Annotated in this window: 7 protein-coding genes; 4 read left to right on the top strand and 3 right to left on the bottom strand. The window is 66.9% G+C overall.

Features of this window, described 5'->3' with window-relative positions:
• Positions 1 to 33: 33 nt before the first annotated feature.
• Entirely contained in the window at positions 34 to 2,343 is a 2,310-nt protein-coding gene (locus POL67_RS50770) for a M20/M25/M40 family metallo-hydrolase (RefSeq protein WP_271929886.1), read from the top strand.
• Positions 2,344 to 2,361: 18 nt separating this feature from the next.
• Here POL67_RS50770 and POL67_RS50765 read toward each other — a convergent pair whose 3' ends face one another.
• Positions 2,362 to 3,696: an MATE family efflux transporter gene (locus POL67_RS50765; RefSeq protein ID WP_271929883.1), complete on the bottom strand. Its 1,335-nt coding sequence runs from the start codon at positions 3,694 to 3,696 to the stop codon at positions 2,362 to 2,364.
• A 169-nt stretch (positions 3,697 to 3,865) separates the two neighbouring features.
• Between POL67_RS50765 and POL67_RS50760 the strand changes: the two genes are divergently transcribed.
• From POL67_RS50760 to POL67_RS50750, 3 genes are read left to right on the top strand one after another with little or no spacing between them, the layout of a single operon-like run.
• Complete coding sequence (locus tag POL67_RS50760) at positions 3,866 to 4,690, top strand: aspartyl/asparaginyl beta-hydroxylase domain-containing protein (protein WP_271931040.1); 825 nt, start codon at positions 3,866 to 3,868, stop codon at positions 4,688 to 4,690.
• On the top strand, positions 4,687 to 6,093 hold the full coding sequence (locus POL67_RS50755) for a hypothetical protein (protein ID WP_271929881.1): 1,407 nt from the start codon (positions 4,687 to 4,689) through the stop codon (positions 6,091 to 6,093). The genes POL67_RS50760 and POL67_RS50755 overlap by 4 nt, the downstream gene beginning before the upstream one ends.
• Entirely contained in the window at positions 6,071 to 7,000 is a 930-nt protein-coding gene (locus tag POL67_RS50750) for a cupin-like domain-containing protein (protein WP_271929878.1), read from the top strand. The genes POL67_RS50755 and POL67_RS50750 overlap by 23 nt, the downstream gene beginning before the upstream one ends.
• Positions 7,001 to 7,007: 7 nt before the next feature.
• Here the strand turns inward: POL67_RS50750 and POL67_RS50745 are convergent, their stop codons facing one another.
• Together POL67_RS50745 and POL67_RS50740 are read right to left on the bottom strand one after the other, a co-directional pair.
• Entirely contained in the window at positions 7,008 to 7,916 is a 909-nt protein-coding gene (locus tag POL67_RS50745) for a GNAT family N-acetyltransferase (RefSeq protein WP_271929876.1), read from the bottom strand.
• Positions 7,913 to 15,502 carry a non-ribosomal peptide synthetase/type I polyketide synthase gene (locus tag POL67_RS50740; RefSeq protein WP_271929873.1) on the bottom strand — a complete coding sequence of 2,530 codons (7,590 nt, stop codon included), beginning with the start codon at positions 15,500 to 15,502 and terminating at the stop codon, positions 7,913 to 7,915. The genes POL67_RS50745 and POL67_RS50740 overlap by 4 nt, the downstream gene beginning before the upstream one ends.
• Positions 15,503 to 15,504 lie beyond the last annotated feature (2 nt).

Genomic DNA, 15,504 nt, shown 5'->3' with positions numbered 1-15,504 from the left:
ATGTGTCTCGGATTGCATGATGGTTCGGACCGGATGGTGCTGCTTGCGGCGCGCCTGGGGACGCTGGTTCTCTTCGCGCTCGCAGTGGCGCTGGGGTTTGGTACATTCTCGCGTTTGCCCCCAAGAGATGTGGCCGCGCCTACGACCGAGTTCTCGGCACAGCGCGCCTATGAGCACCTGAAAGTCGTGGGCGCAGCGCCGCACCCGCCCGGCACGCCAAGGCACGCCGAGGTGCGTGATTACCTTCTCGCACGGCTCCAAGCGCTGGGCGCCGAGGGGCACGTGCAGCGGGAGGCGCTGTTCGCTCCGCAGCAGGACATCCCTCGGCCAGCGGCGACGGTCGAGAACGTCGTGGGCCGGTTCCGGGGCTCGTCCCCGGGCGCCGCGGTGCTGCTCGTGGCGCATTACGATTCGGTGCCCACCGGGCCCGGCGCCGCCGACGATGGGGCCGCCGTCGCTTCCCTTCTGGAGGTGGCGCGCGCGCTGCGTGCCGGTCCGGACCTCGTCCACGATGTGATCCTGCTGTTCACAGACGCAGAGGAACTGCACAGCCTCGGCAGCCTGGCCTTCGTGCGCTCACATCCTTGGGCCCGGGAAGTCGAGGTCGTCCTCAACGTTGATGCCCGCGGCAACGAAGGCCCGGTTCTCATGTTCGAGACGTCCGCAGACAACGGCGGGCTCATTCGCCGGCTCGGGCAGGCCGCGCCCCATGTGCATGCATGCTCGCTCTACGCGGAGATCTATCGGCGAATGCCGAACGACACGGACTTTTCCGTCTTTCGCGAGGCCGGTTGGCGCGGGTTGAACTTTGCTAATATCGAGGGATCGATTGCCTATCATACCCGGTTGGAGACGGTCGACCAGATGGACATGGGCACGATCCAGCAACAGGGGGAGACGCTCCTTGCGCTGGCACGTCGGCCCGGGGAGGTTGCTACGAGCGAAGAAGGGGACCGGATCTACATCAACTGGGGCCCGTACCTCGTCCATTACCCGGAGCGCTGGGCACGAGCGCTTCTGGCCGTGGTGGCCATGGTCCTGGTGGTCGTGCTCCGCTTCGGCGTACGACGCGGAGCCCTTCGGCCCTCGAGAGTGGCGAGGGAGGCCGGGGCGCTGCTACTCGCAGTTGTCGGTGCAGGCGCCCTGGTGAGCTTGGGCTGGCCGCTGTTGAAGATACTCCAGCCTGAGTACCGAGCTTTCCTTGAAGCGGAATCTTACGGCAACGGCCTCTATGTCGCTTCCTTCGTAGCGGCGACGCTTGCCGTGGTGCTCGCCGTGCTTGCCCTCAGGCGCCGTGCGCGTCCCTCCGAAGTCGCCGCCGCAGGGTGCCTTCTGTGGACCGTACCCACGGTCTTCACCGGCCTCGCCATGCCCGGGGCAAGCTGCGTTTTCATCGGACCACTCCTCTCGGCCACGGTGGCGCTCGCGCTCTTGTGCCGCTCGTTCGATCGTACGGCTCGCCCTCGCGTCGTGCTGCTGCTCGGTCTCGCTGCCGTGCCCAGCGTTCTGCTGCTCGCCCCCGTCATCCATGATCTTTTCTTCGCGCTCCAACTCGATGAGGCAGGGCTCGTGGCTGCCCTCCTGGCGCTGGCGCTCGTGCTGTTCGCCCCTTCCTGGCGGGCTTCCTTGGGACGCGCTACGCCCGTGGCGGCGGCCAGCGCCGCGATTTGGGCGCTCGGGCTCCTGGGTTGCGGGGCCCTGGCGCAGCGCTTCGACGCGCGCCACCCGCGCCCCACGAGTCTCATGTATCTGCTCGACGCGGATTCCGGGTTGGCTCGCTGGGTGTCCAGCGACGCACACCCGGATGCATGGGTCGAGACTTTCGTGGGCGATGCATCCCCGATCGCCTCGCTGGAAGCTCTACCCGAATGGCGTGAGCCGCTCCGTGTATCCCGGGCCCCGTCGATATCGCTGGAAGCGCCCGAGGTGGTCGTCACTGAGGATTACACCGAGGGCGAGGTTCACACCATTCGCTTGCGAATCTCGTCCAGGCGTAGAGCCGCCTTCGTGGACGTGCAGGTTCTGTCGGCCCGACCCCCGGCGGCGGTGTGGCTGGCAGGGCGGCGGGTGGAGGGGTCGACGCTGGTAGACGACAGCTCGAAGCAGGGGGTGCTGCTGCGTTACTGGGCGCCGCCGCCCGAGGGCTTCCTGCTGGGGATCGAGGAAGAGCCCGGCGGTGGCGCGCTGGGGGTACGTGTGAGCGACCATAGCTACGAACTTCCCGCAGAGGTGATGGCTGGCCCAACCCGGCGTCCTGTAGAGACCATGCCCGCTCCCTTCCGCGAGGCGCTCGACGAAGGAATACGGGTGACGCGCGTCGTCGACCTTCGCCCAGCGCCATAAGCCTCGCCCTGAAGCCGCTCAAACGCGGATGATGGGCCGCGACGAGACGATACGAAAGCGCAGAAGGAGCACCATGGCCGCCGTGGTCACACCGAGAGCCAGACCCCACCACAGGCCCACGACCCCAAGCTGGGAAACCAGGCCCAGCACCACGCCGAGGGGTAGGCCTAGCGCATAATAACCGAGGATGTACGCATACACGGTCACCCAGGTATCGCCCGCGCCTCGCAGGGCCGCGGAGGAGACGACCTGGGCGCCGTCGCATACTTGATAGAGCGCCGCAATGCGCAGCAGGGCCGGCGCGGCGGCCACGACCGTTTCGTCGTCCGTGAGCAGACGCGCGACCCCGGTCGGGGCCACGAAGAGCAAGAGTCCACCGAACACCATGGTGCCACAGCCGACGAGTAGCCCTGCCAACCACGCCATTCGCACGCCCTCGGCGTCCTCGCGGCCCACGGCATAGCCCACGCGTACCGTCGTGGCGCTGCCCACACCCAATGCTATGCTGAACAGGAAGGACATCACCGTGTTGGCGAGGCTATGCGCGGCCGCCGGTACGCTGCCCAGGCTTCCCGCCAGCGTCGTCACTGCGCTGAAGGCACCGACCTCGGCGAGGAGCTGCAGCGCGACGGGCACGCCTACCCGCAGGGCAGTCAGCATCAACGAGAGCGGTGCCGACTCCTCCACCTCCTCCGGCTGGCGTCCCCTCGTCGCCCGCCAGAGGAGGATGGCGAGAGCCACCACCGTGGATATCACTGTGGCTAGCGCCGAACCCTCCACGCCGAGCGCAGGCAGGCCCAGCCCAGGCAGGCCCAGCGCGTGCAGCGAGCCGTCGCCGAATACGAGCAAGGCGTTGGCCACGGCATTGACGATGTTTGCGATCACCATAACCACAACCAGCGTCCGCACCTGCTGCGTGGCCTGCAGGTAGCTACGCACGGCCACCGTCATCAGCGTGGGCAGCAGCCCCCACAGGCGCACATGCACGTAGCTCGTAGCGACCGAGGCCACCTCGGGCTCCACGTTCGCGAGGGCAAACAGGCGCGGGAGGGACAACGCCGCCAGTGCCAGGGGTATCGAGGCGAGCGCGGCCAGCACCAGTCCCTGGCGCAACACTGCCCGGGCCCGCGCGTGGCGCCGCGCGCCAATGGCCTGGGCGAGCAGCGGATCGAGCCCGAGCAAGAGCCCCACGCCGATCACCTGGAACGCCGTCCACACGGCACTGCCGACACCCACGCCGGCCATGGCGACGGCACCCAACCGGCCGACCATCACAAAGTCGACGATGCCCATCAACATGTACCCGAGCTGAAACCCAGCGAGCGGCATGGCCAGTGCGGCCGTCTCGCGCACTTCTGTCCACAGCCTGTTCGGGAACGACGAGATGGGACGCGGAGCGTAAGGAGGAATGGACATTGACCTGTCAGATGGAACTGATGTACACCAGCACCACCTGTTATCTCACAAAGATGGTTGAAACGAAATGAGCTTGAACTCTACGTCGGCCCGAGCCTTGGACGCCGTGTCGCAGTTGATGGAGGGGTTCCGGCATCGCTACCCCCCTTCGGAGCTTGCCCGTCTCGAGGAGTGCCTCCGCATCAACTTCGGCGGAGCGCCGCTCCCGGAGCTGCCGACCTACCAACGTCCCAACCTTTTTTTCTTCCCGGGGCTCACGCGCACGCCCTACGTGGATCCCTTGGAGCACGTAACGTTGCGTGAGGCCGTGGAGACGCTGGAGCGGGCGGCGCCCCGCTTACGCGAGGAGTATCTGAAGGTCGTCACTCCAGAGGATTTGCGGCCCTATCTGGACGAGCATCCCGACCGCTTCGCGCACCTCCGGGCGCAGGACTGGGGCACGTTCTACCTGCAAGCGAAGGGCGGCGAGCGAATCGCGGAGAGCTGCGTGCGCAGCCCCCAATCCGCCGCGCTGCTGGATGAGCTGGAGCCGTACATGAGCCCGGGCGGCGCATTCCTCTTTTCGGTGATCGCTCCCGGCGTGAGCGTACCTCCTCATCACGACTCGGCCAACTTCAAGCTCACCTGCCACCTGGGCCTGATCATCCCGCCAGATTGTGCCATCCGCGTCGGTGGTGAGACGCGCGTGTGGGAAGAAGGTCACTGTGTTGTGTTCGACGATACGTTTCAGCATGAGGTATGGAACCGTAGCGACCAGCCGCGGGTGTGCTTGATTGTGGATCTCTGGCATCCGCTGCTCACAGCCGTGGAGCGTGAGGTGATTGCGACGCTCGCCCCGATCGTCGGGGAGCACGTAATGCAAGGCTTCCTGCCCACGTGGGCAGTGGACCCGATCGGTAGCTCGAGCAGCGCGGCAGGAGGTGGGGCGTGAGCGAACCCGTGCAGGATTTGACGGATCTGGACGAGGCCCCCTTCGGCCTGGAGTATGGACCGGCCGTGCTGGAGGCGCCGGAATATTTTTGGACGTCCTACTTGGGCACCCTCGTGCGTTATCGCGACGACGAGGCCCGTCCGCTCGGCGAGGGCACCGCTCCACGCAGGTATCTGGAGGGGGTGCCCATGGAGATGCGGACCTGCCCCTACGCAGGGTCGCGACACAGGCATCCACTGCCCATGAATGTCTCGGCGTTGCGGCAGGTCACCCAGCACTGGAGCGAGGTGGCGGGAGGAATGGCCCTGCTGCGCGAACTTTACGTGAAGCACCGCGAGCGCGGGCGAGCCGAGGCTCCGCTGAGCCTCACGGACGTGTGGAAGGTGAGCCGCCTCGGATTGATGCTGCCGGCGTACCTGCTGCGGCGCGCCCACCATCCATTGGCGGACGGCGAGATCCCGGCCATGGTGGCGGTCATCTACAAGATCATGCTCGGCCTCAATCGAGTGGCGGACAACCAGGCGCTCATGGCGTTCGCCGCCGGCGTGTACCACAGCGTTTCTCCCCTGGATCCGGCGACCCTCTTCGCCTTCTCCGAGGGGAACGATCTCTTCATCGGCCGTCACAGCGTGTGCGCCGGGACGCCTGCCATGGTCGAGGAAACGTTTCGCATCATCCTCTATGGTCATTGCACGAGTGATTACGACACCGCGCTCATGGCTCGGCTCCTCGAGCCCGGCGCGTTGGAATATTTCAACCTGCTGATGGCGATGGACATCCACAAGTACGATTTCGGCCTGCGCTCGACACTGCAATCGTACGACCTGGCGCGGCTGGTGGATGCGCCTGGGTGGCAGGATATGGGCGCGCTGGCACAGGCGGCGATAGACTTCGATCAGCGTACCATGCAGACCAGCTCCCTGGCGCGCGAGGTGGCCTACGCGGGTTCTCAAGCGAGACAGCGCGTGCTGGAGGGGCTCAGGCAATTCCGTGACGAGCTCGAGGAGGAGCGCTTGAGCATGGGCGCCGAGGGGTTCGCCTGGGCGTATGCACGCGCAGAGTCGCTGGCCGTTCCCCCGCCCGGGCACGCGGAGGCGCTGGTCGCTTTTCTCGGCCGCTTCCGTCAAGATTCGCCTACGCTTCGCGCCTTTGCCGATGCGCTCGCGGACTATTTCGCCCTCGAGCGCGCTTCGCTGTGGCTCTTCGAGACGATGCAGCACCGCATCGACCTCGCCCTCGGCCACACGCCGACGCCGCTGCAGCTCGTGGGCGTGGACGTGCCGAAGATCTTCGGCCCCAAGCTACGCGACCTAGCCGCCGAGCTGTTCGGCTTGCAGATCGAGGTAACCTCGCAGGAAACGCTGCTTCGTAAGGATGGTCATGAACTCTCTCTTCGCTTCTGACGCGGGCTTTTCACACGAGCCTCCGCCAGCCCAGCCACTCGAGCGACTATCGGCCAGCGAAGCGGCTGCGCGGCTCGCACGGCCGGAAGGGAGGGAGCGGCCCTTCATCATTTCGGGCATGACTCGGTCGTGGCCGGCCTGCCGCCGCTGGTCGCCGACGTTCTTCAAGGAGCGCTACGGGGACCGGTCTATCGTGGTCGAGCGCTGGCGCAGCGGCGTCGCAACGACAGACCCCATGGCGTTTCTGCGCAACCGCTATTACAGCCGCGAGTCATTGCGTGCCGTCATCGAGCACATGGAGGCTGGGCTGGAAGCGCCGGGTAGCTGCTACATCACCTATGCCAACATTTTCGAGGACGCCCAGGAGCTCAACGCGGACATCGAGCCCCTGCACGAGCAGCTTGGCGTGCCGAACCATTATCCGGCACAACTGCGGCGGTGGCTGTGCCTGCGGCCTGGCTTCTGGCTGGGGCCCGCCGGCACCGTGTCGACCGTCCATTATGATCGGCACGAGAACTTCAACGTACAGGTGTACGGGCGCAAGCGGTGGACGCTTTTTGCGCCCGGGGACGCCGCCGCGCTGTACGCCAACTCCGCAGAGCTGCCCGTGGTCCTCTTCAGTCCGGTGGACGTGGAGCGGCCGGATTATGGCCGCTACCCGAGCTTCCGCCAGGCCCGGCCGCTGCAGGGCGATCTGGATCCAGGAGATGTCATCTTCGTGCCGTGCGGTTGGTGGCACCACGTGCGCGCACTGGAGATGTCGATTACGCTCAACTACTGGTGGTGGTCTGCGCGGGCCGCGTGGGCGGCGGCCCGGGTGGGCTATTTGCAAGCGCGGCGCCACGTGGGCCTGCGCATCGCGAGCGGCGGAGAGTCGGAGGACGCCGCCTCCATGCCGACGGAGTGATTCGAGATTACAGGAGCGGACCGCGGAAGATGATGGCGCCCGCGTAGGGCTTGTAGCCCATCAACTCGTTGAGGTGCCGGATCGGGGCGTTCCCAACGATGTTCTCCGTCACCAGACGCCGGAAGCCAGCTTGCTTCGCGCCTGCCACTTGTGCACGCTTGAGCGCGCTGGCAATGCCCCGCCCGCGCCATGCACGCCGCACGCCCGTGAGGCTGTGGAACGCCACCCCATCTCGGCCACGTTGTAGCACAGCGTAACCCACCGCCTCCTCGCCATGTAAAGCGATGAACGTCAGGTCATGCGTGTGGATAGGCCTGTCCATGTCCGTGGCGAGCCATTCCTCGAAGGAGCCCACTTCATCCGCTTCGTCCACCGGCATGTCGGGAATGGCTTCCAGCGCCACTCGGTACATGTCGGGTAACAGGTCGGGCCGCTCCGCCCGGGTGACGATGGTGATGCCGGCGGGCGGCCGGATCTCCGGCATGGCTACGGAATCAAGCTCCAGTACCAGCTCAGCGTGGCGTCCCACTTCCTTGTAGCCGCGCCGCTCCAAGTAAGCGCAGGCATCCGCTACACTCTCTTGGGCCTCGATCTCGAGCTCGTGTAACCCGAGCCGGCGCGCGTGCTCGGAAAGCTCGCGGTGCATGGCCGAGCCTACGCCTCGGCGCCGGTGCCCGGGCCGCACCCAGATGCTCGCCACCCCGCACGGCTCCTGACTTCCGCCGCCAGGAGGCCGGACGAAGGCGGCACCCACCGCCTGACCATCCAGCCGCAACACATAATCCCGTCGAGCTGCGTCGAGGCCGCGCAGATAACGTGCGTCCTCGAACGAGGGTATTCCCCACACGTCCGCAGTGTTCACAACGTCGACCCAATCATGAAGGGCCGCATCGTCTTCGACGAGCTCAATTTTCATTGTGGTGTTCCATTTGTGGCGAGGACATAAGACTCGCGAAATTGACTGGCCAGATCCCCTAGCACGGTGCAGTAGCGCTCGGCCAGCTTTTCTATCGTAATACGCCGATGCAGGGCCTCGCTGTAGCGCCATTGTATTTCCAGACCTGTCTCGGCCTGCGCAGCGACGATGATCTGGAGCTGATGCGTGCGCGGTGAGACGGGGCAGCGATCCGGGCCGCTGGATTCGAGCGCCAGCTTGAAGCCGGCCGTTGCGACGGGGGGCTGCGCGCCGAGGTAATCGAAGCTCACGGTAGCGCAAGGTAGGGCGCGCGCTTCCCGCGCCACCTCCTGGTCCTGGCAGAGGTAGCGAAGTAAGCCGTAGCCAAAGCCGCGATGTGGCATGCGCTGCCGCCGTGCGTCCAGGGCGCGGAGGGACTCGAACGTGTCCCCCTCGGGCAGCTCCAGGCGGAAGGGGCTATCGCTCGTAAAGCAACCGATCGTGCGAGATACCTCCAGCCCCGTCAACGAGGCCTGTCGGCCATGGCGCCCCAGGTCGACAAGGACCGGCGCTCCGTCCGTGCAGGCGCAAAGCACCCGTGCCAGCGCCCACAAGAGCACGGACTCCACGTCCACCTGTAGCGTTGCGGGCAGATCGTGCACCAGGATGCGCGCGTCCGCGTTGAAGAGCCGCGCATACACCACGCGCAGCGAAGCCTCCGTGTTGGCGCCAGACGGAGTATCGAGCGGCAGGGCCGCCACCGGTCCGCCGAGCTCCTCCCGCCAATACTCGAGCTCGTGCCGAGCTTGCGCGCTTTCGCTGTAGGCCATGATCTGCTCAGCCCATGCATAAAAGGGGACTGTGGTCAGCGGCAGCCGTACAGGCTCACCTCGGCGGATCCAGCGATATGCTGCCTGCAGATCCTCCAGCAGCAGCGTCCACGAGAAGGCATCCGCCACCAGAAAGTGGGCGATCACGAGCAGGCGCTGGCCATGGCTCGGGCCCAGTTCCATGAGCGTCACCTTCCATAGCGGCCCGTGCTCGAGGTGCAGGGTTGTCTGCTCCCGCGCTGCCGCCGCTTCGATGGCGCTCCCGAGCTCCGCGGTCGGTGTCGCGGAGAGATCGCTCCGGGAGAAGGGGATCTGCTCGGCGGTCTCGACCGGGCTCTGGCGCATGCCATCCGCATTACGGTGGAAGCGCAATCGAAGCGCCTCGTGGTGCCGTTCCACCTGACGTACCGCCTCGCGGAGCGGTTCAGCGTCCAGTTCCTCCTCGACCTCCACCAGGAGTGCGCGGTTCCAGTGGTGCAGGTTTTCGTGCGGATGCTCGAAGAATCGCTGCTGTCCGGGCGCCAGCGGGAAGTCGGGGCCCGTCGGCGCCTCGGTCGTGGCCACCAGCGCGCGCTGCCCAATGTGCGCTGCAAGCGCGGCGATCGTGGGGCGCTCGAAGACGTCCCTCACGGAGAGCTGGAAGCCCTGCTCGCGGGCACGTGCCACCAGCCGGATGGCTAACAGCGAATCGCCTCCCACGAGGAAGAAGTCATCGTGAAGCCCGGCATGCTGCACCCCGAGAACCTCGCCCCAGATCCGGGCGAGCGCCCGCTCGACAGCGCCGTCCGGCTCCACCTGGGCATTGGGGTCCTGTTCCCTTGGCGGGAGCGAAAGCAGCGCCTGCCGGTCTGGCTTGCCGCCCGGCGTGCGTGGCATCTGCTCGAGCACGTTGAGGACAGCGGGCACGAGGTGCGACGGCAAGTACATCCGGACCCGTTCGCGCAGCACCTGCTCGGTGAGCGGTTCGGAAGCCACCGGCTCGACGAAGGCTTCCAATCGACCATCGCCCCCAGGGCCCTCACGGTACAATACGGCCGCCTCGGCCACCCCGGCCAGCTGCCCCAGGGCGAGCTCCACTTCCGCGAGCTCCACGCGGAAGCCGCGCACCTTCACCTGCCGGTCCATGCGCCCCAGGAATTCGACCTGCCCATCGTGCCGGTAGCGGCCTCGGTCGCCCGTCCGATAAAGCCGCGCGCCCGGCGTACGCGAAAAGGGATGGGGCAGAAAGGCCGCCGCCGTCGCGTCCGGACGTCGACGGTAGCCGCGGGCCAATCCCTCGCCACCCAGGAAGATCTCGCCTGCGATTCCAGGCGGTACGAGGCGGAGCTGGTCGTCCAGTACGTAGAGCTCGACGTTGGCGATGGGGCGGCCGATGGGGACGTTCGCCTGCGGCTCACGAGGCCCTGCAGGGGGCTCATGCAAGGTGGCGGTGATGGTGGCCTCGGTGGGGCCATAAGCGTTCATCCAGCGCACGTCCGGTGCAAGCTCGCGCCACGCGGCGAGCTTCGTGGCGGATACAGCCTGGCTGCCAGCGATCACGAGCCGCAGCGACGGCGGGGGAGCGCATGCAGGATCCCGCACGAGGGCCTCGACCCACGCATGCCAGTAGGGCGCGGGGAGGTTGGCCACGGTGATCCGCTCGCGTGCCAGAAAGCGCACGAACTCGGGGATGGGGGCGCTGAGCCGATCCGGCCACAGCACCACCGTCGCGCCTGCGAGCAGCGAAGGATACAGCTCCTCGATGGCCACGTCGAAGGCGAACGATGCAAATTGAAGTACGCGATCGCTGGGCCCCAGGCCATAATGCATCACCATGGCTTGGGCATGGTTGAGCAGAGCCCCGTGCGGGACGACGACACCCTTGGGCGTGCCGGTAGAGCCCGAAGTATAGATAATATAGGCCGCTTGTTCGGCCAGGGGTTGCTCCAGCCGGGGCGGCGCAGGCTCGTTGGCGAGCGCTTCTGCCACCACCTCCTCCGCGGCATCGATATGCACGGTGCGGAGCCTCTGCGTCGCGAACCGCTTGCTCAGGGCCGTGTGCGTGATGAGCACGGACGCGTTGGCGTCCTCCAGCAGCAGCTCCAGCCGGGCGTCAGGATAGGCGGGGTCGAGCGGCAGGTAGCAGCCCCCTGTAGCGAGGGTGGCGAGCGCTGCCACAACAAACTCTGGCGAGCGCTCGAGGCACAGGCTGACGACAACCTCACGGGTGACCCCGAGTCCACGTAGCCGCTGGGCAAGCTGATGAACCTGGCTCCACAACTCGCCGTAGCGGAGCGTGCGCGCGCCATGCTCGATCGCCATCGATGCCAGGTGCTGCTCGGCGCGTGCGGCGAGCAGGGCCGGCAGGGGGCTCGTCGGTGTGGGCATCGATATGCCCCGGCAGCCCTCCAGCAGGAGCGGTCGTTCGTCCGCGGCGATCAGTGGCAGTTCGTCGACGGGCACGTCCGGCTCTCGGATCAGAGCCATCGTCGTCTGGGTGAAGCGCCGGGCGAGCGCGGCCACGGTGGCTGGCTCGAATAGATCTGCGCAATATTCGAATGCCCCGCTGTAACCTCGTGCATGGCGGGTAAGCACCAGGGTGAGATCGAATTGCGCCGTGCGCCCGGCGAGTGGCACGCGCTCGAGCTCCAGGTCGCCCACTCTCGTCCGCTCCAGCGTGCCCGCCTCGAGGGAGAACATCACTTGAAAGAGCGGCGTGCGGCTCAGATCACGCTGAGGCTCCAGGGCGGCAACGAGCTTTTCGAAGGGGACGTCCTGGTGAGCTTGGGCCCCGAGCGTGATTTCGCGCACTTTACGCAGGAGCTCGCTGCCGGTGGGGCGGCCCGAGAGGTCGACGGGCAGCACGAGGGTATTCACGAACATGCCGATGATACCCTCCAGCTCGGTGCGGCTGCGGCCCGCCACGGGAGTGCCCACGGTCACGTCCTTTTGGCGTGCGTACCGGCCGAGTAGCACGGAGAATGCCGACAGGAACGTCATGAAGGGCGTGAGCCCCTGGCTGCGGCTGAAGGCCTCCACCTCGTGGGTCTGCTCCTCGGAAAAGGCGAAGGTGTGCATGGCGCCGCGGAGACTCTGCGTGGCAGGTCGGGGCCGATCCGTGAGTAAATCGAGCGGTCGCCGGCCGGCGAGCTGCTGCCGCCACCATGCGAGCTGGGCCTCGAGCACCGGCCCTTTCAACCAGGCGCGCTGGCGGCGGGCGTAGTCTCCGTACTGCAGGGGCAGCGCAGGAAGCGCAGCTACGCGACCCGTCTGCAAGAGCGCCATGTAGTGGGTCGTGAGCTCGTTGAGCAGCACACCCATGGACCAGCCGTCCGCCACCAGGTGGTGCATCGTGAGCATCAGCAGATGTTCCGTTGCGGATAGCAAGATGAGAAGCGCCCGGAAGAGCGGACCTCTTTCGAGGTCAAACGGTGCCAGACTCTCCTCGAATGCGTGCTCCCGGGCGAGGATCTCACGCTCGGGCCGGTCGCGCAAATCGAGCCGACGGAACGAGACCGGTGACGGTGCGGTCACGTGCTGCACGGGCTCGCCCTCCACGATGTGGAAAGTGGTACGCAGCACCTCGTGACGACGGGCGACCTCCTCCAGGGCCCGCGAGAGCGCATCGCTGTTCAGCGGCCCGCGCAGAAGGACACATTGCGACAGATGGTGGGCAGCGGTCATCGGCAGGAGCTGCTCGATCACCCAGAGACGTTGCTGCGCGAAGGAGAGCGGATGGGTATCCTGTCCGCGCGGGCTTTCCTCGGGCTCCGCGTTCGGCGCCGCAGGTTCGCTGTTGGTTGAGATTCGGCGTGCGATGCCCGCGATGGTGGGCGTGTCGAAGAGCTCTCGCATCGATAGCGCAGGGGCCATGGTCTCGCGCAGGCGGGCCAGGAGCTGCGTGGCCAACAACGAGTCGCCGCCGAGGGCAAACAGGTCGTCGTCCACGCCGATCTCGGCATAACCGAAGCACTCGCGCCAGATGTCGGCTACGCGGCGTTCGATCGCGGTGCGCGGCGCGACGTAAGGCACCTCTAGCGGAGGTCGCGCACATCCCGAGGGGTCTCGTGGCCCTGAGGCGTGATCTTCGGGCTCTGGCCGTGCCGCGGCAGGTGGGGCGATACGCGGTCCGCGCGGCGGATCGATCCAGTAGCGGCGGCGTTCGAAGGGATACGTGGGTAACGAGACGCGACGCGGCGGGGCACCTCCGTGATAGCCAACCGGATCCACCGGCACGCCCTCGGCCCAAAGCCTGCCGAGCGCCTCCGTGGCGACGTGCAGGTCTGTCGTGCTCGAATGCCGCAGGGACATCAGCGATACGACCGGCTGCGTGGACGGACGCTCGGGGTGGCGGAGGGCAAGGGTAGAGAGGGCGTTGCCAGGTCCGACCTCCAGCAGGACCCGGTCGGGCTGCTGGAAGAGTTGTCTTAATCCATCGCCGAAGCGCACCGTTTCGCGCAGGTGGCGGGTCCAGTAGTGCGGGTCGGTGGCATCCTCCGGGCGAATCCATGTGCCGCTGAGGTTGGAGATGAAGGGCACCGTGGGCGGGCGCAGGCGAAGACGGCGGAGCTCGGCGGCAAAGGGCGCCAGGGCCGGCTCTACCATCCACGAGTGGAATGCATGTGACGTGCGCAGCAGCGTGCTGTGCACGCCGCACGCGGCAAGCTGCTCCCGAAGCTGGTCCAGGGCCTCGTGAGGGCCAGCCGCTACGCTCAGCGAGGGGCCGTTCACTGCGGCCAGCGATAGCTGCGGGCCGAGCAGCGGCTCGAGCTCGTGCGCGGGCAGCTGCACCGAGAGCATGCCGCCCGTCGGAAGCCGCTGCATCAGCGCGCCGCGCATGGCCACCATCCGCAGCGCGTCCTCCAGGCTGAACACCCCCGCGCGATACGCAGCGACGTACTCTCCCAGGCTATGGCCGATCATCGCGGCCGGCCGCACGCCCCAGCGCTCCAGCAAATCCGCCAGGGCAACCTCGATCGTGAAAAGCGCCGGCTGGGCCAGCCGCGTCTGGAGAAGTTCCGCCTCGGCTTGCTCGCGGCGCGCAGGTTCGGGGAACACCGTGGCGCGCAGGTCCATGCCGTCCAGATGCAGCCGTAGCAGCTCGGCGCAGCGATCCACCTGCTGGCGGAAGACGGGCTCCTGCTCGTACAGGCCGCGCGCCATGTTCACGCGCTGCGCGCCCTGCCCAGGAAACAGAAAGACCACCTCGCGGCGGGTGGACTCCTGCACCGTGGTGTACACTCGGTGTGGCGCCGCGCCCTCGAGCGCGGCCACCGCCTCCGTGAGGTCCTGGCACACGAGCGCGCGGCGGTGTGGAAAGAGCCGGCGTCCTGCCATGAGCGTGTGGGACACTCCTGCGAGATCCAGCTCGTGGTGGTGTATGTACTCTGCCAGGCGGTGGCTCATTCGCTCCAGCGCGGACGTGGAGCGCGCCGAGAGCACCAGGAGCCACGGTCGAGCCGGGAGCGCTGGCTCACGAGGCAGCGGGGGCGCCTCCTCCAGCACGACGTGCGCATTGGTGCCGCCGATGCCGAAAGAGCTCACTCCGGCGCGGCGAGGAAAGCCCGGGGTACGCCATTCCGTGAGCGCGGTCTGCAGCCGTAGCGGTGAACGCTCGAAATCGATGTTTGGATTTGGAAATTCGAGGTGCAGGGTGGGCGGGAGCTGCCGGTGCTGGAGCGCGAGCACCGTCTTGATGAGGCCTGCTACGCCGGCAGCCGCGTCCAGGTGACCCAGGTTGCCCTTCACCGATCCGAGCGCGCAAAAGCCTTTCGCCTGGGTGCGGCGCTGGAACGCTTGGCAGATGGCAGCGACTTCGATGGGATCCCCCAGGGGCGTCCCGGTGCCGTGGGCTTCGATGTACGTGATGGTCTCCGGATCCACCTCCGCCATCGCCTGCGCCAGCGCGATGACCTCGGATTGGCCCTGCACGCTGGGGGCGGTGAAACCTGCCTTCTGCGCCCCGTCATTGTTGATGGCAGTGCCTCGAATGACGGCGCGGATGGGATCTCCGTCGGCGAGCGCGTCCTCGAGCCGCTTGAGCACCACGACGCCCACGCCATTGCCTTCCACCGTGCCGCGGGCACGTGCGTCGAAGGGGCGGCAATGCCCGTCCGGTGAGAAGATGCCCCCCTCCTGGTAGAGGTATCCACCTGCCTCGGCTGCGCGCAGCGTGACGCCCCCGGCGAGCGCTACTTCACATTGCCCCGCGAGCAGATGCAGACAGGCCAGATGCACCGCGACCAGTGAAGTCGAGCAGGCCGTCTGCACCGCCATGCTGGGGCCACGTAGATCGAGCTTGTAGGAGAGGCGCGTCGTCAGATAGTCGCTGAAGCTCCCCATCGAGAGCTGCAGGATCTGCTCGGGCGGCAGGCCGTAGGCGGCCTGAATATTGAGCAGGTAGCCGCTCGTGCCCGCACCGGCGAAGACGCCGATCCGACCGGGGTAGCGGCTCGGATCGCAGCCGGCATCCTCCAGCGCCTCCCAGGCGCACTCGAGGAAGTGCCGGTGCTGGGGGTCCATCAGCTCTGCCTCGCGTGGCGTGCAATCGAAGAACTCCGCGTCGAAGCTGGCGACACCATCGATCATGCCCGCGGCGGGTACGTAGTTCGGATCACGGAGCATCTGCGCATCCACGCCCGCGCGCAGCAGCTCCTCCTCCTTCCAGACGGAGATGGACTCCACACCCTTATGAAGGTTTTCCCAGAACTGTTCGGCGCTGCGCGCCCCGGGAAAGTGCAGCGAAAGACCAATGATAGCGACGCCTTCGGTGGCGAAGTCGTTATGCTGATCCGTCATGG

Origin of the sequence: Polyangium mundeleinium (genome assembly GCF_028369105.1) — a bacterium.
Taxonomy (GTDB): Bacteria; Myxococcota_A; Polyangia; order Polyangiales; family Polyangiaceae; genus Polyangium; species Polyangium mundeleinium.
Note: the sequence above shows the minus strand (reverse complement) of the source record. Positions and strands in the feature narration are given on the sequence as shown.